Raw genomic sequence first — 25,681 nt, 5'->3', positions numbered from 1 at the left:
GAAACACACGACGGAGTGGAGAAATGTATATTATAACCGGCGGCGCAGGCTTTATTGGCAGCGCCATGGTATGGAAGCTCAATACCCTTGGTATTGACGATATTCTTGTGGTGGATAACCTGGCCTGCACCGAAAAGTGGAAAAACCTGGTGCCCTTGCGCTACAATGCGTATATGCACCGCACCGAGTTTCTTGAAAAAGTGCGCGGGGATGGCCTGAAAGGTGCCATTACCGCCATTATCCACATGGGGGCCTGTTCCGCCACCACGGAACGAGACGCCGACTTTTTAATGCAGAACAATCTGGAATATGCAAAATCCCTGTGCCACTTTGCCTTTGAGCGCGGCGCTCGGTTTATCAACGCCAGTTCCGCTTCTACCTATGGTGACGGCTCGCTAGGGTTCAGCGATACAGCCAACCTGCACACCCTGCGCCCCTTGAATATGTACGGCTATTCCAAGCACCTGTTCGACCTGTGGGCGCAGCGCAAAGGCTTTTTGCCGCACCTTGCCAGCTTGAAATTTTTCAATGTTTACGGGCCAAACGAACAGCACAAGGGCGACATGCGCAGCGTGGTGAACAAAAGTTTTCACACCATTGCCGCCACAGGCAAGGTAAGCCTGTTCCGCTCCTGCCACCCGGATTTTGCCGATGGCTGCCAAATGCGGGATTTTGTGTATATCAAAGACTGCGTGGACATTATGTGGTGGCTGCTGCAAAACCCCGCCGCCGGGGGGGTGTTCAACGTGGGCACGGGCACGGCCCGCACCTGGGTAGACCTTGCCACTGCCGTATTCTCTGCCATGGGCAAGCCTGCCAACATCGATTTTATTCCCATGCCGGAACACCTTTTGGGCAAGTACCAGAACTTTACAGAAGCCCCCATGCACACCTTGCGGGCCGCTGGCTATACTGCCCCCATGACAAGCCTGGAAGACGGCGTGCGTGACTATGTCACCAACTATCTCGCCACAGCCTGCCCACACTTGGAATAAGCACAACCAGCACGGTAAAAATGATGTGCCTGTGGCAACAGCCCAAACAGAGCATATGCCCACACCCACCACCCGCATGCGGGTGGTGGGTGTTTTTTAGGTGTCAGCCAACGAAACAAGCTGTGACCAAGATGACAGACGAAAAGTTTTTGCTGCTGGACGAATCCTACTTTCCTGTTGTTGTGGGAATAGCTGGTGGCACCGCAAACTCTGGGACAGACATTTTTGACGTGGCAGAAGTGGAAACAATTACCCCACTCAGTAGTACGGAATGCAAGCAGTCCCCAAAGGCTTCTTTTATGGATAACGTGAAGACAACGTGGACTGCGCTGATGAAATAAATGTAAAGACAACAAAAGAACCGCTGTTCAATCGAATAGCGGTTCTTTTGTGAAAAACGTTTACGCTTACTCTCCAGTTTTTCTCCGTTACAGTAAAAATACTCCGTGCCTACAGGCGCTGGAACATTTACTCGTCAAACGGCAATTCTACTTCTCATCAAATTGCATTGAATGCGTCATGCCCTTCACCGCCACCTGCCCTGCCGCAACAACGGCCTGCCAAAAGGCTGTTTCCACCGTTTTTTGCAACGCCTCCAGGCACGGGCCAGCCCACACCCCAATGTGTTCCTGCCAGAAAAGCACCATGGCTTCCCCATGCTGGGGGCTGCCTTTTGCCGCGCCTTGCAGCAGAATAGCCACAAACAGCATTTCCAGCCCTATGTGGTCTGCTGGCTCGTTCTGGGCAACCAGCTCAAGGCCGAACGTTCTGTACCATTGCAATACTTCGTGCGTTTCCTGGGTAAAGTACAGGTGTTCGGAAGAAACCCAAAACGATTCCCAAAGGGGTACTGGGGCCGTTGGGTTCTGGAACACCCCGGCATACTCTGCTGTGGCTGTTTTGTATTCTTCTTCATTGGTGCCAGCAGTATGCAGCATTTGAGCAAAGGCCCGCAGGGTGGCTTTGTCTGCCTCGCTGGCGCACAGCGCTTCCCATTGTGGCAGGGAAGCACTGTGGGCAGCAAGGGCAGCCGCATTCATACCCTGAAAGCGGTATAACAACATACCAAGACAGGAAAACAGCGAAGTCCCCCCAAGGGAAACTCCTGTTTGAAGCATGGCCTGCATGCTTAAATGCCTATGCGGATGTTGGCTGCATAGAACAGCATTCTTCCGGCAACTTCACCCACAGCAATCAGGGCAAAGCCAATAAGCACCATGGCGTTGCATTTGCACCCGCGCACCAGGCCATAACACAGAATAAATCCACCAAGCACGGCTGCCAGCAAGCGGGGCAGACCAAGGCCATGTGCTATATTCAGGGTTTGCACCAGGGAACCTTCCGGCAGGGCCGCAGCCCCGCCCTGCAAGGCAAGCAAGGGCTGCACCAGGGAAAGCATGATACCTGCCACACACACACCGGCCGCAAGGGAAAGAGCCCGCGGGGCATCTTCCGCTTCCTTGGAGTCATGCAGGAACACAGCCAGCCCGGCCCCGCCAAGGGCCAGGGCAGTGCCAAAAAAGCCCAGTTCCGTGCCGATGGTGTTCCAAAAGGGCACAGCAGGCACACGGTACACCTGGCTGACAACGTACACAGTGCCTAAGCCCACCAGGGCAATAACCGGGTTCAGCTTGTTGCCCCCCACATTAAGCACACGCAGCAGCACCAGCAGGCCAAAAAAGCTTACTGAAGCAATTTCCCGTGAAAGCCACGCCGTGCCCACCTGGGTAAGGGTAAAGGGGGCATGCATAATGTTGGCAAGGTGCATGGTTGACCCGCCCAGGGCCACAACACCACATGCCAAAATCACACGCCACAGGCGCTTTTCCAGGGCAGGGTAATTGTGCACCCCGGCAAGCCACACAAGCAGGGCAAGCCCAGCGCAAAACTGGATAAGCACGGTAAACAGCACAAGAGCAAATTCATAGTGCATCATGACAGTTCCTCTTTATTGGCCAAAAAGGGTTTGCGTGTGTTTGCTGGCTGTGCGTCTTTGTGGGCCACAACGGCAAGGTTTGGCTCTGTCATGCTGGCAGGCGGCAGGGGGGCAATGTTGGCCCTGCCGTATTTGGCAATAAGCTCTTCGCGTGGGCCAAAATCCAGCGCCCTGGCGGGGCAGGCTGCCACACACAAGGGCTTTTGCCCTACTTCCAGCCGTTCACGGCAAAAGTTGCACTTGGTCATGTGCTTTTTGCTTTTGTCCAGTTGCGGGGCAGAATACGGGCAGTTCCACGCACAGTTGTTGCAGCCTACACAGCGTGTTGCATCCACCTGCACAATACCATCTTCGGTTTTGTGCATGGCCCCTGTGGGGCAGGCCTTTACACACACAGGCGATTCACAGTGGTTGCAGGCAACGGAAAGGTAGTAAGAAAACACGTTTTGGGTATACGTGCCATCCGCATGTTCTGCCCATGCGCCGCCAGTGCATTCCGGCACCCGCCGCCAGTTCAGGCCAAGGGGCAGGTCGTGCCCGTCTTTACAGGCAATGACGCATGCTTTGCAGCCCATGCAGCGGCTTGCGTCCATATAAAAAGCATATGATTTTTTCATAATAGTCTCGCTCTGCTCACAGTGTTACAGCTTGGAAACTTCCACAAGGTTTGTGTGCTGTGGGTTGCCTTTTGCCAGGGGGGAAGGACGGTACAGCGTAAGGGTGTTGGCACACCCGCCATGGTCCACCCCGTTGGCGTCTGGCTTATACCAGGCCCCTTGCGGCATGGTAACAACGCCAGGCATAATGCGCGGCGTGACCTTAACCGCAATGCGCACTTCGCCCCTGCCGTTAAACACCCGCACAATTTCGTTGTGCTCAATGCCGCGCTTTTGCGCGTCCAGCGGGTTCATCCAAAGCACCTGGGGCATCACTTCCAGCAGCCAGTCCACAGAAGCATAGTGAGAGTGGGTGCGCCCCTTGTAGTGTGAGGTAATCATTTGCAGCGGGAATTTGGCCTTGCCTTCCTTGTCTTCAAACCCTTCCCAGGTAGCCACATACTGCGGGCTGGGGGGAATTCTGTTGCCCAGCACGGGTTCCAGTTCCCAGGTTTTGCCAATGGTGTGCAACGCCGGGGAGAACAGTTCTATTTTTCCGGAAGGAGTTTTCAGCGGGTTTGCCACGGGGTCGTTGCGGAAGTCCGCAAAACGCACAGGCAAGGCATCCCTGTTTTTGGCCCGCATGAAAAGCCCTACTTTACGGGCTTCTGCCAATGTTTCCGGCAAGGTGGGCATGTTTTTCCGGCAATTTGTTTCATACAGGTATTCCAGCCAGTCTTCCCGGCTGCGCCCTTCGGTGAACTCTTTTTCAATGCCCAGGCGTTTTGCCAGGTCAACGCATACGTCATACACCGGGCGCGATTCAAAAAACGGTTTTACCGGGGTGGTAAAGGCCAGCCAGTCTGTATTCATGGCATAGCTTGGCCCCACAATGTCTGGCTGTTCCAGGTAGCTGGCAGAAGGCAGCACAATGTCTGCCCACTGGGCGCTGGCTGTCATGTGGGTGTCCATCACCACAATCATTTCGCACTTGGAAGTATCGCTCAGCACCCGGCGGGTTTCATTAATGTCGGAATGCTGGTTCACCAGGCAGTTGCCTGCATAGTTCCAAATAAACTTGATGTTGGCAGGAAAACGGTCTGCCCCTTGAATGCCGTCCCGCAGAGCAGTCATTTCCGTGCCGCGCTCCACGGCACGCAGCCACAAAAATGTGGGAAAGCGTGCCTTAACCGGGTTCGTGCCCGCTGGCAGGCGGGGGCTAACGCCGGGGCTGTAGCCGTCCAAGTCGCCATTGTTGCCGCCGCGCAGGCCAACGTTACCCGTTAGTGCCGCCAGGGCAGCCACGGCCATGGTATTCATTTCCCCGGCGGCCTGGCGCTGCAAGCCCCAGCCCTGGGTAATGTAACACGGCTTTGCCCCGCCAATTTCCCGTGCAAGCTGAATGATGCGCGTTGCGGGAATGCCCGTTAGGGCAGCCGCCCACTGGGGTGTTTTGGGGGTGGCGTCTTCCCCTGTGCCCAAAATATAATCTTTGTAGGAAAGGTTGGGGGCAAACCCTTCCGGCATGGAGCTGGCGTCAAACCCTTGCACATGGGTGCGCACAAAGTCGTTATCCACCATATTCTCGGTAATCAGCACATAGGCCAGGGCGGAAGCCAGGGCTGCGTCTGTACCGGGGCGAATGGGAATCCATTCATCCGCAATGGTTATGCAGGTGTCGGTGTAGCGAGGGTCAATAACAATAACCCGGGTGTTGCCCTTGCGTTTTGCTTCCAGCACTTCATACTGCAAGCCGCCGCCGCTCATACGGGTTTCCGTAATGTTCAACCCAAAAAACACTGCCAACTTGGTGTGGGCAATGTCGCTGGTAGGGTTACCGGAATACCCGCTTTGCCCATACAGGTACTTCATGCCGTACTGGTTCTGAGCAGAGCTGTAGTCGCTTGTGCCAAGGGCAAAGCCGCCCATAAGGTTCATGAGGCGGTAGAACGATTCCCGGCGCATCAATGCACCCACCTGCACGCCGGAAGCATACAGGCTGCATATGGATTCATTGCCATACTTGGTTTTACATTCCACCAGCTTGCCAGCAATGGTGCCTAGCGCTTCTTCCCACGAAATGCGCTCAAACTTGCCGCTACCGCGCTCGCCCGTGCGCTTCAGCGGGTATTGCAGCCTGTTGGGGGCATACATATGGCGGCGCATGGAACGGCCCCTGGGGCATGCCCGCACCTGAAATATCCCTTCCTGCCAGTTGTCTTCCACGGAGTTGTCTGTGTCTACCCGCATCACGCGGCCTTCTTGCACTACGGGGCGCAAAATGCAGGTGCTGCCACAGTTGTTGGCACAGACAGATGTTAAAAAATCTTCATGCGGCAAGGCCGGGGCCGCCTGAGCAGCAGGGCAAAAAATAGAGCCAAGGCCCAAGGAACCCACGGAAGCCATTGCGCCAGAAGCAACACCAAACTTAAGCACATTACGCCGGCTTACCGAGTGTGCCCCATGGTTGCTGTGGTTCTTCTTCATGTTATTCTCCATGCAAAATTCACCAGGTTACTCAATTGTAGGGGAACAACCCCTATTTCCATGCCGCTGTAAAAGCGGCTGCAAAAAATCAGTATTCCTGCTCTCTACAACCATGCACCGTGCACCAAGCAAAAACACATCGCCGCTACCAGCGGCAACAGAAAAAGGCCTACTGTAATAGCCCTATTTATTGGTAGCAAAAAGGCAGACAATGGTTACGCTACTAGCATGTGTGTATAAGCAATATCGCATGGTAACAAAGGGCGCAACCTTCCGTCAACGTTGCTATTACGGTAAAAATAATGCAAAGCAAGTCCACTTTACAGCATTCGGTTTCCCTTCTCCATTCCTCAGGCGTTTTTTAGAGTTGCCCCACAAGCCAATACGCAACAAAGCAAGCTGAAAAGGGTATTACATTGCCATGACTCAGAAAATTTCCCATGGCAAACCCTTGCCACGGGCAAAAAAAGTCTTACTACTGTAATTGGCACCCGTTGCACGCCCGGCTCCCCCCCCCATAGATAGAGCATTCTCATCTAAGCCGCTGTTTGTACAAGACATACTGTGGCGGGTGCCTGCAAAAAAAACCTTCCCAGAGCCATTTTCCGCAATGACTTCTTGAAGCATAGGGAGTACGCTCTGGATTCTGTTCCACCACACCTTCACCCAGGAGTTGTTATGAGCGAACCCAAAGATATGTGGCGTTGCCCTGTTGCCAACTGCGGATATATTTATGACCCCGACCGCGGTGACCGCAAAGGCAAAGTTCCCAAAGGCGTGAAGTTTGAAGACCTGCCCAAAGACTGGAAATGCCCGGTATGCGGGGCAAGCCCAAGCAAATTCCAATGCATGGGGTAATTCCACCATTTCCTTAATGAAACACAGCGGGGCTGCACTATGCAGCCCCGCTGTCGTAATTTTGGTGGAAACGCTGATTTTTTCCATTTGGCTGCGTTTCTCGTTTTTTTTGAAGCGGGGCAGGACCAAAGAGTCCAGCACCCGCGTCAAAAAAAGCTCGTGCCTTGCCAAACGAAAAAACTGAGCGTTTCCAACATACCGTTTATTCAGGCTTCCTTAGAAAAACACTGCATTATTACAATACGAACAGTATTCCCTACGACATATTCTACTGGTCCATGAGCATTTGCTTCAAGTCGATTTTGCGCAAACGCGCCTGCATAACAGCGACAAAATAAATACCTGTGCCAGCCACCGCCCAGGCAAGAATAACCTTCCAGCTATTCAGCAGCATTGAATAACTACAGTAGATAAGTGCTATTACAGAAACGCAGCCACCCAGTACCGTAAACCATACAGGGGGCTTTACCAGTGCCTGGTCGTATAGCTTGCGGTTGGCAAAAGGCAGGCAAATAAGCGCAACACCGTGAATAATATACAGCAGGAATATGGCTTGCAAGGTAACGGCCAGAATGGCGTCCAAAGTACGTGTCCACATCAGGAGCAGCGCCATAACCAGTGTAATTATTTGCCCAATATACGGAGTTTTGTACACAGGGTGCAACTTGCTGAACACTTTGGGGGTTAAATGGTCATCGGAAAGAACCAGCAGTAACCGGGGCGGTACCATCATGGTGGCGTTAATAGATGTGGTGCAGGCCATAATGGCCCCAATGGCCACAATAAGCGAACCACCTACAGGCAGGTATTGGGCCGCAGCGTCTGCCATTACGGTGTTAGAAGCCGCCGCCGCCTGGTAGGGCAACACGCCAAACGCCACCAGGGACATGAAGAAATAAATGACCACTGTGGCCACAAGACCGCGCACAAATATCATGGGCAGATTTTTTTGCGCTTCCTTGGTTTCCCCGGCGCTTTGGGCCAAGCTTTCAAACGCAGCGTATGAAATGAACAAAGGCGGAATAGCTGCCATAAAGCCCTTCAGCCCAAAGGGAAACAGGGGCGTGAAGTTTTCCAGCTTGATAGCAAACAGCCCCGGCCCTACAAGCAGTACAATGGCGAGCAACAACAAGACAAACATACCCACCTGGATACGCCCGTAAATGTTGATGCCAAAAAACTGGATACCCGCAAAAAATATGAGCGCAACAGAACCCGCTACGAGGGGATCAACTTCCGGGAAAATAAACTTCACATACTCCCCCATGGCAGTAGCCAAAAGCCCCAAGGCCCCCATGTAGGCAACCCCTTGCAGCCACACCGCCATGAACGCGGGAAATATGGCCCCAAAAGTTCTGGAAATATGCGTATACGCACCGCCAGGGCAGTTGCCCAGCGGCGTGCTCATGAACACAATATACCCCATGGCAGTGGCAAGCACTATGGGCAGCAACGCCAAATAGGCCAGTGGTACTGAAGGCCCCGTGAGCGCACCCGCCTGCCCCACCACAACAAATATACCTGAACCAACAAGAATGCCCACCAAGGTGGCATAACTCTCCAGCTTGCCAAGGGCCTTTTTTAACCCGGCAACGCCGGTGGTTGTGCTTTCAGATGACGACATACCATTATCCTTCGTTAAATGTGTGTGGCAATTTTTTCGTTATATTGGGGAGGCAGAGCCTCCCCAAATAGTAAATTAGTAATTTAGAGCAAACTAAACACTCAACACTTTCTCAGGCCTAACTCATCAAGTTTTGCTTGTGTGGGCAATCCGTTTGCTACATCCCAGCCTCTGGCGGTGTAGTATTCATCCAGCATGGAATCCAGGTCCACCACTTGCCCGGCAGATTCCCCTGTGGGCAGCGACTCTTTCAAAAAACGGTCTGGCAGGGTGTCGTCTTTGCGGCCCATGCCCAGGCGGGCCAGGTACAGGCGCTCCACGTTCACTATACGTTCGCAAGCAAGGCGCACTTCGTCACCATGCCAAGGTTCCCCGGTGAGCATTTCCAAAAGCTGCGCGGTTTCATCCCACAGCATAATTTCCATGTTCACCAGGGTATTTTTACATACATTAAGGGAATCCGAAAGGGCGCAGCGCTCTTCAAAATCTTTCAGCAAACGCCCTTTTCCCTTGTGGGCCAATCGGTTGGCCGACTCTGCCGCACCGTAGCGCCGTATACCTTCTTCATGGTCGTTGGAAAACTCGAAGGAAGGCTCGGAACGCAAATGGTCACCCCCGCGGCTGGCCACAGCAAGGCCTGCGGCATAGCCTTTCAGGCCCCGTGGGTCTGCCATGAACAACTCCAGCCCTTTTACCGACATGCAGTATTCACGGCCCCGGCCCAGCTTGCGGGCGGCTTCGTCTACGCCGTCGGCAAGCACGTCACCAAAGCCTTCGCGTTTGGCAATTTTTTCAATCAGGGCCGCAATGGTGGCTTCATTGCCCCAGCTCAAATCCAGGCCGTCGGCCTCAGCACTGGTCAGCATACCCCGCTGGTGCAGTTCCATGCAGAAGGAAATCACTTCCGCCGTGGTAATCACGTCCAGCCCCAGGCGGTTGCAGCGGTTGCAGGAGGAAAGGGAAAACTCCAGGCTGCTCGCCCCTACCCTGCCGGAAAAGCCCATAAGCCCTTCAAATTCCGGCCCTTCCCCTACCATTTTGCGCCCTTTGTACTCTGTTTTATACACTCGGCTGCAAGGCACCGTGCAGGAAAAACAGCCCCGGTTTTTCACTTTCACCCGCTCGGCCAGGGCTTCACCACTCACCTGATTTATAGTGCCCATGGTGCCTTCCTGAAAATGCTTGGAAGACAACGCCCCCATGTTGTTCAGGGCAGACATTAAAAAGGTGGTGCCCATTTGCAAACGACCAGCATATTGGGGGTGCTGCTTGATTTTAGTAATGAGGTCACACACCATGGCTTCAAATTTTTCCGGGTGGGCAGCGCGTACCGCAGTGTGCCCCAGCACGGCCACGGCCTTCACGTTTTTGGAGGCCAACAAGCGCCCCATGCCCGTACGGCCTGCTGCCCGCACGCCAGAGCAGAAAATGCCCGTAAACACCACCCCGGCATGGGCAGCAGGGCCAGCCACCGCCACCTGCACCCGCGGTGTACCCAGAGTTTTTTTAATGGAGGCTTGGGTTTCCACCACATCCAGGCCTTGTAAATGCGCAGCGGGGTTAAACTGCACCTTGCCGTTGTGAATGAACAGCCATACAGGCTTTTCCGCCTGCCCCTGAATAATGACCTGGTCATAGCCAGCATACTTTACTTCCGGCCCAAAGGCACCGCCCACGTTAGAGTCGCCCAGGTTCCCTGTTTGCGGGGAGCGCCCGCTAAAGTTCACACGGGCAGCCCCCGGCCAGGAAGTACCGTTTAACGGGCCAACGCCTATGTACAGGTTGTTGTCTTCATGCAGCGGGCCAGCCTGCTGCGGTGTTTCATAATACAGCCGCCACATGTTAAACCCGCGCCCGCCAATGAAGCCGCGCATAAGTTCCGTGGGGGTTGGTTCTACAGAATACGTCTGGTTGGTCAGGTTAATACGGAGTGTTTTCCCGGCATATCCCAACATGGCTACTCTCCCTTCCCCTTTAACGATCGTAAACTGAGGGCCCCTGTGGGGCAGCGCTCAATGCAAGCAGGCTTGCCCAAGCATAAATCGCACACTGATGCCTTGCCATTACGCAGCTTCATGGCTGTGAAGGGGCAAGCTGCCGCACAGGCACCGCACCCTGTGCAGGCTTGGGTATCAATCAAAATACCGCCGCTTTCATGCCGGGAAATAGCCCCGAACTGGCAGGCCGCAAGGCACTTGGCATGCCCGCACTGGTGGCAGGTCATGGGGGTGTCGGTGCAGGCTTCGTCGTCCGTAACAATTTGAATATGGGCCTGATGCGGCAAATATTCCTTGAAGTGGGTATAGGAACACACCAGTTCACAGGCCCGGCACCCGGTACACTTCAAGGGGTCTGCCACCAGCCGCTTGGCATTGGCAAGTGGCACAGCAGCCTTGGCAGAAGACAATGCTGAAGTGCCCGGCGCAGCGGTCACGCTGCCATCGTCATCAATCACTTCTATTTTCATCACCACCCCGCCGTCTGGGTCGGGACAAATAAACCGCTCCACGCGGGGAACCCAGTCGTTGGGGTCGTCGGTTGCCCGCTGGCGGGCAGGCAAAAAGGGCATAACGCTTTGCATGGCCCACATGCAAAACCTGCCCCCTTGCGGAAATACCAATGCGCCGGAACGCAACTCAAAATAGTCGCCAGGGCGCATGGGCATGTCACAAAAGCCCCGTACTTCTTCCACCGTTACTCGTAAATTTTTTATGGCCATTTTTTGCCCTCATGGTTCAATAAGCACAGACAGCAGGAAACAATGCACCTGTAGTTGATTCGCTCGCAAGAGTATTAACGGAGGCATTCTCAACTGGCAAGCAACCAAGTTGTGGAAACGCTATTTAATTTCCTTTGGTTGCGTTGCGTTATTTCGTATCAAAATGTTGAGGAAAGGGGATGGGGTGCAGGGGAAGGGGGAAAAAACCCTTTTATAAAAGGGGTTTTCCCCCTTCCCCTGCAAAGTTTCATATCATCAACTTACCCATGGCTTCATAAACTCGGCGACCGTACCCCCTGCTTCCAGGTGGCGCAACAAAGCACTGCCAAACACAGCGGCCTGGGGCTTTACCCGCAGGCTGGCAAGCTGCTGGGGGCTATGAATGCCAAAGCCAAGGGCCACAGGAACTGAAAACACACGGCTCACCCGTTCCAGGGCATCTTCCACCGTGGCATTCATGCTGTTAGTCCCCCCAGTGGTGCCCATGACGGAAACCACATACACATAGCCAGATGCCGTGGCAGCGTATTCACGCATGCGCTCTTCACTGGTGTTCAGCCCCACCAGGGGAATAAGGTCTATGCTGTGTGCACGCAGGGCGGCCCGCATGGGGGCATCTTCCCCCAGGGGCAGGTCTGGCACAATAAAGCCTTCCACCCCGGCCTTGGCGGCATCAGCGGCAAGCCGTTCCAGGCCATGCTGCAAGAAGGGGTTGTAATAGCCCATAAGCACCACTCCGGCCTTCAGGCGCGGGGTAAGCCCGGCAAGCTGTTCCAAAATCCACGGCAGGGTTACGCCCTGCTCCAGCGCAACGCGCGAAGCCGCCTCCACCACCGGGCCGTCTGCCACGGGGTCGGAAAACGGCACGCCCACTTCAATAACATCGGCCCCATGGGCGTCCAGTTCACGCAAAATGCCTACAAACTCTGCTTTGGTGGGGAACCCGGCGGTAATAAAGGGAATGCGGGCAATGCGCCCGGCCTTATTGGCCTGCTCCACACGTTGCTGCAATGTGCTTTTTCCCATTACGCATCTCCTTGCAGGGAAGGAAGCAGCCCTGCCACTATACCCATATCTTTATCACCTCTGCCGGAAAGGTTCACCACCACATGGGAACCGGGGGTAAACTCTTCACGATGTTCCAGCACAAAAGCCAGGGCGTGGGAAGATTCCAGGGCAGGAATAATGCCTTCACGCCGGGCCAGAGTTTCAAAGGCCCGCAACGCTTCGGCATCGTACACCACCCGGTAGTGTACCCGGCCCACCTGGGCAAAGTAGGAATGCTCCGGCCCTACGCCGGGGTAGTCCAGCCCTGCGGAAACAGAATGAGAAGGCTGCACCTGCCCAAAGGCATCTTGCAAGAGCATACTATGCTGGCCGTGCAGTACACCCGGCGTACCAAGGTTAATGGGGGCAGAATTATAGCACCCCGGCTCCCCTGTGCCGCCAGCTTCAATGCCAATAAGGCGCACGCCCTTGGCAGCATCGTCTGAAGCGAAGGGGTAAAACATGCCAATGGCGTTGGAACCGCCCCCCACGCACGCCACCACGGCGTCCGGCAGCCTGCCCATGCGTTCTGCTGCCTGTTTTTTGGTTTCCTGCCCGATAATGCTTTGCAGGTTACGCACCAGGGTGGGGAAAGGGTGCGGCCCTGCCGCTGTACCAAAGCAGTACAGGGTGTCGTCCTGCCGGGCAATCCAGGCCCGCAGCGCTTCGTTAATGGCATCTTTCAGCGTGCTGGTGCCGCTGTGCACAGGCACAACCGTGGCCCCGAACAGCTTCATGCGGGCCACGTTAGGGGCCTGGCGCACAACGTCGGTTGCCCCCATAAAAATGGTGCAGCCAAGGCCCATTTTGGCAGCGGCAGCGGCTGTGGCCACCCCGTGCTGGCCTGCGCCCGTTTCTGCCAGCAAATTCTTTTTGCCCATGCGCTTTGCCAGCAGGGCCTGCCCAAGGGTGTTGTTCACCTTATGCGCCCCGGTATGCAGCAGGTCTTCACGCTTCAGCCACAGGGTAAAGCCCAGATCCCTGGAAAGGTTGTCGCACCGGGTTAAGGGCGTTGGCCTGCCCGCAAAATTGCGCAGCAAATCGCCCAACTCTTCCTGAAAATCAGAGGAGGCCACAATGGTTTCACACGCTTCTTCCAGTTCACGCAGGGGCGGTACCAGGAGTTCCGGCACAAACTGCCCCCCAAATTCCCCAAAGTATCCTTTTTTCATGGCTGGTTCCTTAGTAAGTAATTAACAGTAAATTTAATTGACTTTTATTGGGGGACGCTGTCCCCCAGCCCCCTGCAAGGGACGTGACGCCCCTTGACCCCCATATTTGCCTTGCCCACTGATAGGGGTTCCAAGGAATCATGTCCTTTGAGCCGAAAGCCGTCGCTAGCCTTCCTTTAAGCCGACGGCAGTCGCGAGCATTGCGAGCCGTGGAGCAAGGGCGGAGGGCGTAGGCGGCTTAGCCGTCGGAGCATCTCCACGACACCCGAGCGGAAAAAGGGAGGGCTTGGGGAGGCAGAGCCTCCCCAAAAGCATCGTTATTCTACCCAACACAAACAACAGCAGCGTGCAAAAGGGCATAGTCTTTAATGCCTGGGGCTGTTTCCAGGGCGGAATTCATATCCACCCCGGTGGGGCAGCAGGCAGCAATGGCTTCGCGCACATTATGGGGGCCAAGCCCCCCAGCCAGCAGCCACGGGCGGGGTACTTTTAGTCCGGCCAGCAACTCCCAGTTCATAGCCTTGCCGCTGCCACCGCCACTTGCGCCTGCTTCCAGCAAGAACATGGCACACACCGGGGCAAACCGGGCAAGTTCCTGCTCCAACCCTTGCCACCCCAGCCGTTCAGGCCACAAGACTTTAATGACCCGTTGCGGGCCAACGGCACGGCAAAAGGCTTCATCTTCCCCTCCGTGCAACTGGGCAAAATCAAGGTGCGCTTCCTGCATGGTAGTTTGCACTTCCTCCACCGTGGCCCCCACAAACACTCCCACCCGCCGGGGGGCAGAATGAGGAGTGGGAGAAACCGAAATGCTTTGGACGGGCTCGCAGGAACGTAACGCTGCTGCCAGGGCAGGCGTGACCCGGCGTGGACTTTTGGGGGCAAAGATAAAGCCCACAAAATGAACACCAAGCTGGCAGCACAGGGCCACATCTTGGGGCCGGGTAAGGCCGCACACCTTAATAAGGGTATTGTGCTGGCACGAAGCCCCAACCCCACACGGCCCTTGTTGCCCAAGTGCATTACCCATGGCTGGCCCCGCGCAAGGCGGCAAGGCCCCCGCGCAACGCTGCTCCGCTCCCGCCTGGAGCATCGCCTGCCATAAGGGCACTACCCACCAGGGCCGCGTCATACCCAAGGGCCAGAAGACTTTGCAACTGCTCTGCATTACTGATGCCGCTGGCTGTTATCCAGCATTCACCGGGGCGCTTGGCTGCAATAAGGGCATGGGAAACAGCGGTATCGGTTTTCAGGGTGTCCAGGTCGCGGTTGTTCACCTGAATAATGCTTGCCCCGGCAGCCTGGGCCCTGGCAAGGTCTGCGGCATCAAATACTTCCACCACGGCTTCCAGCCCATAATGTGTGCCCAAGGCCAGCAATTCTTCTAGCAAGTCACCGGGCAGCATACGCACAATAAGCAAAAAGGCAGAAGCGGGCGTGGCGGCGGTTTGTACCACTTGCAGCGGGTGCAAAATAAAATCTTTGCGCAGCAGCGGCAGGCCGGGGCCAAGCATGCGGGGTAAAAAGGCAAGGCTGCCCTTAAACCACTCTTCTTCAGTGAGCACGGAAAGGGCACTGGCCCCGGCAGCGGCATAGGCTGCGGCAACGTCTTCCGGCTCCAGGGCCAGATTGATGTTTCCAAGGGAGGGGGAAGCCCGCTTATATTCGGCAATGACTACCGGGGACCTACCCCCAAGCAACGCACCGGAAAAGGATGGGCGCGGCCCGGCAAAGGGTGCAGGCAGGGTGCCTGCTGCTTCCTGCGCCTCAAGCATGGCAATTTCCGCTGCCTTGGCTTTACGAAATTTCTCAAGCATGCACATACCTCCCCCCTGCACCAGCCTGCACGGCGGCGCGGGCTTGCTGCATGGCCTCCTGCATACGTTGCGGGTCAAACCCGCAAGCAGGGTCTATGTGTTCTTCCCCGGTGTCCAGCCCAAGCAGGTACACGGCCAGGGCCAGGTTCAGGGCCACCATTTCCTGCATGGCTTTGGGGCCCTTGCCTTGCAAAATAAGGCGGAGCACGGCTTCTGCCTCTTCCGGCCCTTCCACGGCAAGGTCTGCTTCCGTACAGGGGGCTACCCCCAGCAGGGCGGGGTTCAAAGTGCCAGGGCGCACGGTGCCACCGCGCACAAACATAAGGGCGCATTCTCCCAGGGGAGTTGCTTCATCGTAGCCCCCGGCACCATGCACCACCACGCCTGTGGCGCGGGGGTCGCGGGCCAATGTGGCTGCCACCAGGGAAAGATGCGCCTGCCGTGCCACGCCAAACACATGGTGGGTGGGGCGGGCAGGGTTCACCAATGGCCCAAGAATGTTGAACAGGGTACGCACACCCAGTTCCCGCCGCACAGGCATAACATGGCGGAAGGAAGGATGGTAGCGCGGGGCATACAAAAACACAAACCCTTCACGCTCCAGGGTGGCGGGCACACTTTCCGGCGGGGTATCCAGGGGCAGGCCCAGGCGTTCAAGCACGTCGGCACTGCCGCAACGGGACGAAACAGAACGGTTGCCGTGCTTGAGCACTTTGTGCCCCATGCCTGCCAGGGTAAGGGCTGTGGCGGTGGAGCAGTTAAAGGAACTTTTGTTGTCGCCCCCGGTGCCCACAATGTCCACCGCCACCCCGGCAACAGGCGGCACAGGCACGGCCTTTGCCAACACGGCATTCACGGCGGCCTCCACTTCTTCCGGGGTTTCGCCTTTGGCCCGCAGCCCCAAAAGCAGCGCCCCGGCCTGGGAAGGAGTCAACTCCCCTTCCATCAGGCGGGTAAACGCTTCGGCTGCCTGCTGGGCCGTAAGGTCTTCCCCTTGGGCCAGTTGTTCAATAATGGCTGGCATTTGTATGGGGGCTGGCCCCGCGCTCCCCTGCATGGTTCCGCTAACGCCCACGTGCTGCTTGCCAAGGGCGGTGCGGGCGGCAAAGGTCAGCTCCGGCTGGGCGGTGAGCAGGCCGGAGGGGAAATTGGCCAGAAGGCGCATGCCTTCCGGCGTAAGCACAGATTCCGGGTGAAACTGCACCCCGGCCCATGGCCTGTTGTTCAGCACAAGGCCCATAACCTCGCCATCTTCCGTGCGGGCAGTCACGTGCAGTGGTTCATTGCCCTTGGGCCGCACCACCAACGAATGATAGCGCCCCACCTGCATGGGGGAGGTAACACCACTGAACATACCCGTGCCTTCATGCACTATGGGGGACTGCTTGCCATGGGCAGGGGTTGTTACCTCCACCGGTGCCCCGGCAAAATGCCCAAGCAACTGGTGCCCCAGGCACACCCCCAGCACAGGTACCTGCTTGGGCAAGCGCTGCAAAAAAGCAAGGCACTGCCCGGCATTTTCCGGCCTGCCTGGGCCGGGGGAAATGCACACCATGGCCAATTCCGGGTTTTCTGCCAGTTGCAGCAGGGAAGGGTCGTCGTTCTTCACCACCACAGGGGTGCGCCCAAGCTGGTAAAAAGCCTGCACCAGGTTGTAGGTAAACGAATCGTAGTTATCTATGAGCAAAAACATATCTAGCTCCTAAGGAAGCACTGATTAAATGGCATTTGGGAAACGCTCAGTTGTTTCGTTTGGCAAGGCACGAGTTTTTTTTGAAGCAGGAGTGGACTCTTCCGTCCTCGACTGTTTCAAAAAAAGCGAAGTAACGACGCCAAACGGAATAAATCAGCGTTTCCCTAAAGCTCTGGGCTGGGTACACAACGGGAGGAAGCAGCAGAACACTGCGGTTCTTCCCCCAACACCACCTGGCGAATTACAGCGGCTTTGGCCTGGCATTCCGCCCATTCCTTTTCAGGAACAGAATCATACACAATGCCAGCCCCGGCCTGCCAGCGCACCTGGCCCTGGCGCACCCACATGCTGCGAATGGTAATGCCAAAATCAAGGTGCACAGCGCTTTTATCCAGCCCAAGCCAGCCAATGGCCCCGGCATAGGGGCCACGGGGGGCGGCTTCTTCCTCTGCTATAATCTGCATGGCCCGCACCTTGGGGGCACCGCTTACTGTGCCTGCGGGGAAAGTGGCTGCCAGCACGTCAATGGCATCATTGCCCGGTGCAAGCTCTGCCCCAATGCGTGAAGTCAGGTGCATCACATGGGAAAAGCGCTCCACTTCCATGAACCGCTCAAGGCACACAGAACCGGGTACAGCCACCCGGCCAAGGTCGTTGCGGCCAAGGTCCACCAGCATCACATGCTCTGCTTTTTCTTTAGGGTCTTGCAGCAGGTCGTCGCCGAACATGGCATCTTCTGCGGCATCTTTACTGCGGGGGCGGGTGCCTGCAATGGGGCACAGGCGCAGGGTTCCCCCTTCGCACGTCACCAGCACTTCAGGGGAGGAACCAAGCAGCACCATGCCCGGCAGGCGCATGTAGAACATGTAAGAGGAAGGATTTACCCGGCGCAGCCTGCGGTATAAGGAAAAAGGACTTTCCGCCAAGGGCGCGGAAAAGGAAGTGGAAAGCACCACCTGCACCGCTTCACCCTGGGCAATCTGTTCTTTCACCCTGGCAACGGCAGCGGTATAGGCTTCTTTCCCCGGCAGCGTGGCGGGGGGGCGGGTTTCATGCTGGCCCTGGGCAGCAACCGTTTCCGGCAAGGGTTGCAGGGGGCCGCCTTCAAGGTAGGGGGTAAGACGAATAATACGATTATACACGTGGTCAAACAGGGTCAGGGTGCCGGGCAACACAAGGCAGGCTTCCGCTTCTTGCGGGGGCAACACCGGGGCTAGGGCTGGTTCCAAAAGCCCGGCAGCCCCATAGCCAAGGTAGCCATACAGCCCACGGGTAATGGCTGGCAAGTCCAACCCTTGGGGGGGCTGCACTTCCAGCGATTCCATAAGGCCACGCACGCCTTCAAAGTAGGGTTTGCCCGCATGGGAATGCAGGGGAGCAAGGCGTGGGTCTGCCGTGGTTAATTCCAGCACACCATTTTGGCACCGGGCAGTAAGCAAAAAGTCCGCAGCAATAACGCTGTAACGGCCCCAGCGCCCGTCTACATCTGTACTTTCCAATAAAATACCCTGTTTTTCACCCACCTGGCGGATAAAAAGTCCCACCGGGGTTTCCAGGTCGCTTTCCAAAAGCGTGGCATGTTGTGCCAAAAGAAGTGCCATGGGGGGCTCCTTTAGTAAGGACGCGGGCCTTGCTGCGGCCCCCCTGGCAAATACAAAAAAGGGCCGCAAGCATATGCCTGCGGCCCTTTGGTTTTTGTGTAACGATACAGCGCTAGACGCGAACCAATCCCGCAGAAAGAGCGCCTTGCCACCAACGACCAAAAGCAACGCCACATTGCGGGGCGAAGCTCAAGGAGCGTGCGGTGGAAATGGTCTGTTCAATCTGGGTAGTCATGGTATTATCCAAAGCTGTGTGTAAATAATTTCTATTTTTATAAAAGCAAAAGGAAAGGGCTGTCAACCTTTTTTTTTGTCATTCCCTAGCAAAAGGGTGCGTTCCGCCTCCGGCATGGCAAACCCATGTTCCTCTGCCGGGAACTGGCCCTGCTGCACGTCTGCCACATAGGCACTCACAGCCTGGGCCACCTGGTCTTTCAAGTTGGCATACTGCTTGACGAATTTGGGTATATGCCCGCTGGTAAGCCCAAGCATGTCGTGCAGCACCAGCACTTGGCCGTCGCACCCGGCCCCGGCACCAATACCAATGGTAGGAATGCCAATGCGCTGGGTAATATACTCTGCCACCACACTGGGCACTGCTTCCAGCACCAGGGCAAAGCACCCGGCTTCTTCCAGGGCTTTTGCGTCCGCCAGCATGGCCTTGGCAGAAGCTGCCGTGCGGCCCTGCACCTTGAACCCGCCAAAAATAGCGGCCCGCTGGGGGGTTAAGCCAAGGTGCCCCATTACAGCAATACCGCTTTGCACCAGCGCCCGCACCTGGGGCAAAATGTGGGCACCGCCTTCCAGCTTTACTGCCCGCACCCCTGTGGCCTGGGCAAGGCGGGCGGCGTTGGCAAGGGCTGCTTCCACCCCGGCTTCATAGGTCATAAAGGGCATATCTGCCACCACAAGGCTATGCTGCACAGCCCCCACTACGGCTTTTGTGTGGCGAATCATATCATCCAGGGTTACGCTCAGGGTGTCGGCTTCCCCCAGCACCACCATGCCCAGGGAATCGCCTACAAGAACAATATCAACCCCGTTGCCGTCCACAAGGCTGGCAAAAGGAAAATCATACGCCGTAAGCATGGCAATTTTACGCTGGCCTTTGGCCTGCCGAATAGCTAAAGCGCTGCTGCGCGGCTTTACGGGAACACTCATGGGCTTATCCTTATGGAAGAATGGAAGAAAAATAGCAAGGAGGAGATTCACCCCTAAGCCCACCCATACCCCACCCAGGCAGGAAGGTAAAGACCTGAAGCGGACCGCTCATTTAGTTACCCGCAAAAATGAATGGCTGCACCACCATTTCCTTCCTTTCCATTTCCTGGTATACTTACATGCCCTGCAAGCCATGGCAGCCTGTACTGGCAGCCTGTACTGGCATGGCCTGCCACCACCTGCCCCCTTAACCCTGGTACCTACGCATGAATGCACTCTTTCTGCTGCTACGCCCCGCCTGCTTCGCCTTGTATGCTGGCCTTTTTCTGCTGTGTTCCCCGGCCCTGGCGCTGGCTGCCCCAGTAAACCAAAGCATGCTGGACTATGACGACTACACAGATGCCGCCAAAACAACGCCTAAAAAGAGAGTGACGAATACACCCCCAAAAGCTTCGGCCAACCCGATGCAACCTGGGCAAACCATACTGCTGGCCCCACTGCGCGTGCTGATGAGCCCAGCCCCCAAAGCCGCGCCACAAGAAACAGCTGAAGCCACAGCACAGGCGGTGCCTCCCATAAATTCTTCCATGGCACAGCCTGCCGCAGCCCTGGAACAGCAGTTTATAGCCATACTCATGGAAACGCTGGCAGAAAGGGGCCTGCGGGCTGAAATGGCTGTACCCACTGCTGCAACCACCACGGAAGCCATGCCCCTGCCCCCCTTGCGTGACGTGCGCGACGAACAAAACAAAGCCCTTGCCCTGCCCAAAGAGGCCAAACAGGCCGCCACCAAGCACAAAGCCCCCGAAGTACCCACCCCGCTGCCCGGCACTGGCACATTGGGGGGGGAACTGGAAATAACGCCTGCCTTGCTTATTGCCCAGGAACCGGAAGCCAAGAAAAAAGAGAAGCGGCGCCTGCGGGCCGAAGCGGCCGCCACCCTGCGGTATTCCATATTACTGGAAATACCGGGCAGCAAGGCCATGCTCCTGCGCGGGGAAAAGCAAGGGGCGGCTGCCCTGCACATTCCTTTTACCCAAGAACAGGAAACACAGGCCACACTTGGGGCCACCACACAAAAACTTGCCTTGCAGCGCCTTGCGCAAAACGTAGCCGATGCCCTTATGGGGCAACTGCCTGTGCCGCAACAAGCAACCAAAGCAAAAACCAAGGGCAAAAAACGCTCCCGCTAAACCACCATTGCCGTGCACGCCCGCTACTGCCCTTTCCCTTGCTTGTAGGAAATGCTTTCGGTATAGTGTGTGTGCAGCATAATAAGGTCGCATAGCACCATGTGGCCCACCGTTGCGCATAAGGCTGTCCTTTCAGAAAAACACATAACCAGCGTTTCCTGAACAATGCAGACGTATTCACTAACCAGCACACCAGGCCAATAAAGGTTTTACCATGTAACCACATCAGGGAAGGAGTGTTTTGTTATGACACAAAGCAAAAGCGATTTCGGGTTCATCCTCAGGCTGCTTTTGGGCATTGCCGCAGGCGTTGCCATAGGAAGTGTGGCAGGTTTGAACACCATGCAAGTGGTAGGTTCCATCAAGCACATTTGCGGGCAGCTAATTTTTTATGCTGTTCCCCTGGTTATTATCGGGTTTGTAGCTCCTTCCATTACCAAGCTTGGGCAAAACGCCAGCAAAATGCTCACCGCAGCTATTGTCATTGCCTACACCTCTTCCATTGGCGCTGCCTTTTTCGCCATGGTTACCGGCTACACCATTCTCCCGCACCTTACCGTTCCCACAGAGGTAGCCGGGCTGCAAGCACTGCCGGAACTGGTATTCAAGTTCAATATTCCTCCCCTTATGCCCGTTATGACAGCCCTGGTAACCGCCCTTATTTTGGGCATTGCCACCTTAATTACCCAGGCCAAAACGATGGAAAGCCTGCTGGACGAATTTGAACGCATTATGATGCTGGTGGTACAAAAGCTGGTGCTGCCCATTTTGCCTATTTTCATTGCCACCACCTTTGCAGAACTGACTTTTGAAGGCAGTATTACCAGGCAGGCCCCTGTATTCCTGGTGGTTATTCTGCTGGCTCTGGCAGGCCACCTTGTGTGGCTGACCGTACTGTATGCTATTGCCGCCATTATTTCCCGGCGCAGCCCCTGGCAGGTGGTGCGCCACTATGGTCCTGCCTACCTCACGGCTGTAGGCACCATGTCCAGCGCCGCCACGCTGCCTGTTTCCCTTTCCTGCATCCGCAAGTCTACCATGGTGCGCCGCGACATAGCCGACTTTGCCGTACCCCTTGGGGCCACCATTCACCTGTGCGGTTCTGTTCTTACTGAAACGTTGTTTGTTATGCTTATTTCCCTGCTGCTTTACGGGGCACTGCCAAGCCTTGGCACCATGGTACTGTTCATTCTGCTGCTGGGCATATTTGCCGTGGGTGCCCCTGGCGTGCCAGGGGGCACGGTTATGGCCTCCCTTGGTATTGTTACCACGGTGCTGGGTTTTGACGCTGCTGGTGTGGCCTTGTTACTGGCTATTTTTGCCCTGCAAGACAGCTTTGGCACCGCCTGCAACGTAACCGGCGACGGAGCCATTGCCCTTATGCTGGACGGCATTTTCAACCCGGAAGCAAAAAACCTGCAAACTGGCGTGTAGGCGATACTGCCAATCATATGATAATACTCGAGAATTGGTATTACACAGCCTGTGCAGACAGGCGCCAAAACCAATTTTTTAAAGATGCAAAGCGGTTGCGCCGTGTTCGCCGCTCCCCAAGGGGAAACGCCTTTTACTTGGAAAGCGTATGGTAGGTAAAACACAGGTAAGCACTTTGCCTTTGCAGCACCGTGCGCACAGCATTACCCAATTTGTATGAAACAAAAAAGCCACAGGGGTAACACTGAATACCCCTGTGGTGAATACATCGGGCAAACCGGACTAAATATCTAGTAATACGTCGCAATTTTCCTGCGGGCAGTGTTGTCCATTTTTTCACACACCTAGTATAGACTTATATATCTTGCCAAACCGAAATTAATTCTGCATACTGCTTGTTCAGTTTCGCAAGTGCAATATACTAAGAGAATGATTAGGAGTTCAAATTCGCGGAACCCCCATTCCCTTACTCAACAAACGTGGCAAACGGAAAAAACTGGTGATTATATTTTGTAGGTGTTTTGCTTCTGGCATCCAACGTACCTTTATCGGCTAAATGTACCAAGTGTAAACAAAGGGTGCCCCAAGCTCACTTGCTTTTCTTGTTTTTCTTTCACGTTTTTTTTCAAATTTGTACATTATAGACAACAATGTTCAGAAAAACGGAGCGCACCCATGCCTCTTAGAGCGCAACACATCCTCCATCGAGAACACATTACCGAGCTGCTTAGTGCAGCTGTCGCCCAGCACCCCCTGGTTGTCATTACTGCCCCCACAGGCTACGGCAAAACAGTAGCAGCCCAAGAGCTGGCCGAGCATTTGTCCTATAAAACTTTTTTCCTTACCGCCCCGTTTGAAGCACAAAGCCTTGCCTACCAATGGGAACGCCTGTGCAGCCAATTGCATGCCCAAGGCGCAGAACTGGCAGAAAACATGCTCCGTATGGGGTTCCCTGCCAACAGCACGCAACTGCAACGCATGCTGGAACAATGGTGCGAAGCCCTGGCCAACCACCCTACCCTGCTTGTGCTGGACGACTACCAGGCAATTACAGCCCCGGAGATTAGTGAATTTTTAGCAGGCCTTGTGCGCCTTCGCATTCCCAGCCTGCACATTTTGGTGCTTTCCCGCAGCCGCCCAGGCTTGCCCCTGGAAGATTTTCGCCTTAAAGGCCTGGCAGCCCTGTTCACCCAAGACCTGCTCGCTTTTTCAGAACAAGACGCCATCAACCTGTTCAAGGCACAAGGCATTTCCAACAACCGTGCGGCAAAACAAGCCTGGAAAGAAAGCGAAGGCTGGCCCGCAGCATTATGGTTAAGCCTATGCAATTTTCAAGCGACAGGGGCCTTATGCCCCACAAGTGACATTGAACACCTGCTGGAAGCCACCCTTCTCCTTTCCCTTGACATGGAAGAACGCCGCCTGATGCTTGCCACTTCCCCCCTGCCAAGCTTTACTCCCCAGCAGGCTGCTTTCATTATGCAAGACCCGGCCACCCCGCGCCGTTTACGTGCCCTCCTGGAAAAGAACGCATTTATCAATTTTGACCCAGGCACTGAAACGTACCGCATGCACAGCATTCTGCGCGACATTCTACAGCGTCGTCTTGCAGAAGGGGTTTCTGCTGCGGCGGCAACCATTGATAAAGGTGCCCTATACCTGCGCACTGGCAATTGGTTTGCAGGCGCAGACGACCCCCTGCTTGCCATGCAATTTTTTACCCGTGCCGGCACCGACGATGCCCTGGTGAGAATTTTGCAATTATTTGAGAACAAGGAAACAACTACCTATTTACCATTAGACCCAGAACGGGTCACCGCCATGGTAAACGCCATTCCATGGCGGGTGCGCATTCGTTGCCCCATGGGATACTTAACTTTTTTATACCATTACATGGCTCATGTGGAAAATTCTCCCATGGGCACGGTGCTAGACGAAGCGGAAGAAATTTTCACGGCAACAGACAGCCTGAGTGAACCCATCAAAGGAAAAGTTTTGGGAGAAATTGAGTTGCTGCGTTCTGTGGACGCATTCAACGACCTGGTTGCCATGCGTGAATACCATATGAAGGCCTACGCCTTATTGAAAAAACAATCCTCCAGCATTGCCCGGCGCGACAATATTTGGAACTTTTGCTGCCCTCATGTGGCATTTTTATACCTTCGCACCCCCGGCACCTATGCCCGCATAGTGGACAACGCCGAAAAACATTTGCACATTTACCAGGAACTGAGCAACGGGTGCGGGGCTGGGGCCCAAGACCTAACCCGTGCGGAATTTCTGCTGGAAACGGGCAGCGTAAAGCGGGTAGAGCATTTCCTCATGAAATCAAACTACCGCGCAACACTGAAGGAACAACATGCAGTTGTTATAGGGGTCAATTTTACCCAGGCACGCCTTGACATTGCCCAGGAACGTTCCGAGCGAGCCGTGCAACTTATGCAAGAAGTGGCGAGCCAGGTGGCAAAAACCACAAATCCTCTTCTTATAAACACTGCCGACCTGTTTCAAGGCTACATTGCCGCCGTACTGGACATGCCCGAAGCCATTCCCCTGTGGCTACGCCAGGGCGACCTGGAAAAAGGACATGCCTTTTACCAAAGCAAAGGCTTTGCGTACCTTGTGCATGCAAAAGCCTTGCTTGCCACAGGCCAGTGGGCCCAACTGGAAGCCATGGCTGAAGACCTGCCAAAGCTTTTCGAACCCTACCAAAACCTGATGGGGTTCATTCATGCCTACCTGCTGCAAGCGCTGGCTGCCCAACACTTCGAAAAAGAGCAAAAGGCAAAAACCTTGCTTCGCAAAGCGCTGAAGCTTGCCAAACCCGACCATATTCTCACCTCCATTGCCGAATATGGCAGACACCTGGAGCCGTTGCTGCGCCAACTGGCTGGTGAAGGCGAACGCGACTCCTACATTACGGCCATTATCGGCCTTGCCAAAAAGCACGCCAAAACCCACAACCCGCAGCCCAAATTGGCCCCCAGGGAACAGGAAGTGCTGGAACTTACCCTGCTGGGGGAAAGCAACGCAGCCATTGCCACAACCCTTGGGATTAAACCCATTACCGTGGGTAAAACCCTTACCCGTGTGTATGCCAAACTTGGCGTAAAAAACCGGGTGGCAGCAGTGCAGAAATGGCGGGAACTCAATAGCTAGGGAAACGCTGATTTATTCCGTTTGACGGCGTTGCTTCGCTTTTTTTGAAACAGTCGAGGACGGAAGAGTTGACTCGGCCCGTCCTGGGCCTCGGCCTTCGGCTCCCGCCCTTCGGGCGGTTTCTAATTCCGCTTTCCTGCGGAATTGTCACTCCTGCTTCAAAAAAAGCTTGCGCACAGGGCCTGTGTC

The 25,681-nt window shown here is 55.4% G+C and carries 20 protein-coding genes; 6 read left to right on the top strand and 14 right to left on the bottom strand.

Features of this window, described 5'->3' with window-relative positions; all coding sequences use genetic code 11:
- Positions 1–23: 23 nt before the first annotated feature.
- Together rfaD and G497_RS18665 are read left to right on the top strand one after the other, a co-directional pair.
- Complete coding sequence (gene rfaD / locus G497_RS0115485) at positions 24–995, top strand: ADP-glyceromanno-heptose 6-epimerase (protein WP_027188825.1); 972 nt, start codon at positions 24–26, stop codon at positions 993–995.
- A 122-nt stretch (positions 996–1,117) separates the two neighbouring features.
- Positions 1,118–1,336, top strand: a complete 219-nt coding sequence (locus G497_RS18665; RefSeq protein WP_169727021.1) for an HdeA/HdeB family chaperone — start codon at positions 1,118–1,120, stop codon at positions 1,334–1,336.
- 147 nt (positions 1,337–1,483) lie between these two features.
- Here G497_RS18665 and G497_RS0115475 read toward each other — a convergent pair whose 3' ends face one another.
- Genes G497_RS0115475 through G497_RS0115460 form a run of 4 tightly spaced genes read right to left on the bottom strand, consistent with a single transcriptional unit; the run spans position 1,484 to position 6,014 of the window.
- Complete coding sequence (locus tag G497_RS0115475) at positions 1,484–2,113, bottom strand: TorD/DmsD family molecular chaperone (protein ID WP_169727020.1); 630 nt, start codon at positions 2,111–2,113, stop codon at positions 1,484–1,486.
- An 11-nt stretch (positions 2,114–2,124) separates the two neighbouring features.
- A complete protein-coding gene (locus G497_RS0115470) occupies positions 2,125–2,931 on the bottom strand; it encodes a dimethyl sulfoxide reductase anchor subunit family protein (protein WP_027188823.1) in 807 nt (268 codons plus the stop codon).
- On the bottom strand, positions 2,928–3,548 hold the full coding sequence (locus G497_RS0115465; protein ID WP_027188822.1) for a DMSO/selenate family reductase complex B subunit: 621 nt from the start codon (positions 3,546–3,548) through the stop codon (positions 2,928–2,930). Before G497_RS0115465 ends, G497_RS0115470 begins: the two co-directional genes overlap by 4 nt.
- A 24-nt stretch (positions 3,549–3,572) precedes the next feature.
- Entirely contained in the window at positions 3,573–6,014 is a 2,442-nt protein-coding gene (locus G497_RS0115460) for a DMSO/selenate family reductase complex A subunit (protein ID WP_027188821.1), read from the bottom strand.
- A 678-nt stretch (positions 6,015–6,692) separates the two neighbouring features.
- Between G497_RS0115460 and G497_RS0115450 the strand changes: the two genes are divergently transcribed.
- Entirely contained in the window at positions 6,693–6,872 is a 180-nt protein-coding gene (locus tag G497_RS0115450) for a rubredoxin (protein ID WP_027188819.1), read from the top strand.
- A 268-nt stretch (positions 6,873–7,140) separates the two neighbouring features.
- Here G497_RS0115450 and G497_RS0115440 read toward each other — a convergent pair whose 3' ends face one another.
- The 10 genes from G497_RS0115440 to panB all read right to left on the bottom strand — a co-directional run bounded on the left by G497_RS0115440 (position 7,141) and on the right by panB (position 19,706).
- Positions 7,141–8,496 carry an APC family permease gene (locus G497_RS0115440; protein WP_027188818.1) on the bottom strand — a complete coding sequence of 452 codons (1,356 nt, stop codon included), beginning with the start codon at positions 8,494–8,496 and terminating at the stop codon, positions 7,141–7,143.
- A 101-nt stretch (positions 8,497–8,597) separates the two neighbouring features.
- Complete coding sequence (locus G497_RS0115435; RefSeq protein WP_027188817.1) at positions 8,598–10,451, bottom strand: aldehyde ferredoxin oxidoreductase family protein; 1,854 nt, start codon at positions 10,449–10,451, stop codon at positions 8,598–8,600.
- Positions 10,452–10,453: 2 nt separating this feature from the next.
- Complete coding sequence (locus tag G497_RS0115430; protein WP_051258210.1) at positions 10,454–11,215, bottom strand: TIGR04076 family protein; 762 nt, start codon at positions 11,213–11,215, stop codon at positions 10,454–10,456.
- A gap of 255 nt (positions 11,216–11,470) precedes the next feature.
- Complete coding sequence (trpA, locus tag G497_RS0115425; protein WP_027188815.1) at positions 11,471–12,241, bottom strand: tryptophan synthase subunit alpha; 771 nt, start codon at positions 12,239–12,241, stop codon at positions 11,471–11,473.
- Positions 12,241–13,434 (bottom strand): tryptophan synthase subunit beta, encoded by a 1,194-nt coding sequence (trpB, locus tag G497_RS0115420; protein ID WP_027188814.1) that lies wholly within the window; start codon positions 13,432–13,434, stop codon positions 12,241–12,243. Before trpB ends, trpA begins: the two co-directional genes overlap by 1 nt.
- Before the next feature lie 322 nt (positions 13,435–13,756).
- Positions 13,757–14,464, bottom strand: a complete 708-nt coding sequence (locus G497_RS0115415) for a phosphoribosylanthranilate isomerase (protein ID WP_084516363.1) — start codon at positions 14,462–14,464, stop codon at positions 13,757–13,759.
- Positions 14,457–15,251 carry an indole-3-glycerol-phosphate synthase gene (locus G497_RS0115410; RefSeq protein ID WP_027188812.1) on the bottom strand — a complete coding sequence of 265 codons (795 nt, stop codon included), beginning with the start codon at positions 15,249–15,251 and terminating at the stop codon, positions 14,457–14,459. The genes G497_RS0115415 and G497_RS0115410 overlap by 8 nt, the downstream gene beginning before the upstream one ends.
- Positions 15,244–16,944 (bottom strand): anthranilate phosphoribosyltransferase, encoded by a 1,701-nt coding sequence (trpD, locus tag G497_RS0115405; RefSeq protein WP_027188811.1) that lies wholly within the window; start codon positions 16,942–16,944, stop codon positions 15,244–15,246. Before trpD ends, G497_RS0115410 begins: the two co-directional genes overlap by 8 nt.
- Positions 16,945–17,108: 164 nt before the next feature.
- Positions 17,109–18,545: an anthranilate synthase component I family protein gene (locus G497_RS0115400; RefSeq protein ID WP_027188810.1), complete on the bottom strand. Its 1,437-nt coding sequence runs from the start codon at positions 18,543–18,545 to the stop codon at positions 17,109–17,111.
- A gap of 297 nt (positions 18,546–18,842) precedes the next feature.
- Positions 18,843–19,706 carry a 3-methyl-2-oxobutanoate hydroxymethyltransferase gene (panB, locus tag G497_RS0115390; protein ID WP_027188808.1) on the bottom strand — a complete coding sequence of 288 codons (864 nt, stop codon included), beginning with the start codon at positions 19,704–19,706 and terminating at the stop codon, positions 18,843–18,845.
- A gap of 266 nt (positions 19,707–19,972) precedes the next feature.
- On the opposite strand from panB, the gene G497_RS0115380 reads away from it, so the two are divergent.
- From G497_RS0115380 to G497_RS0115365, 3 genes are all read left to right on the top strand, one after another.
- Complete coding sequence (locus tag G497_RS0115380) at positions 19,973–20,899, top strand: hypothetical protein (RefSeq protein ID WP_027188807.1); 927 nt, start codon at positions 19,973–19,975, stop codon at positions 20,897–20,899.
- A gap of 246 nt (positions 20,900–21,145) precedes the next feature.
- The gene (locus G497_RS0115370; RefSeq protein WP_027188806.1) at positions 21,146–22,333 is read left to right on the top strand and encodes a dicarboxylate/amino acid:cation symporter; all 1,188 of its coding nucleotides are present in this window, start codon (positions 21,146–21,148) and stop codon (positions 22,331–22,333) included.
- Between the two features lie 675 nt (positions 22,334–23,008).
- On the top strand, positions 23,009–25,492 hold the full coding sequence (locus G497_RS0115365) for a winged helix-turn-helix domain-containing protein (RefSeq protein ID WP_027188805.1): 2,484 nt from the start codon (positions 23,009–23,011) through the stop codon (positions 25,490–25,492).
- The last annotated feature ends 189 nt before the right edge of the window (positions 25,493–25,681 follow it).

The organism is Desulfovibrio cuneatus DSM 11391 (genome assembly GCF_000430005.1).
GTDB classification, from domain to species: domain Bacteria; phylum Desulfobacterota; class Desulfovibrionia; order Desulfovibrionales; family Desulfovibrionaceae; genus Frigididesulfovibrio; species Frigididesulfovibrio cuneatus.
This window is presented reverse-complemented; position numbering and strand designations above follow the sequence as displayed.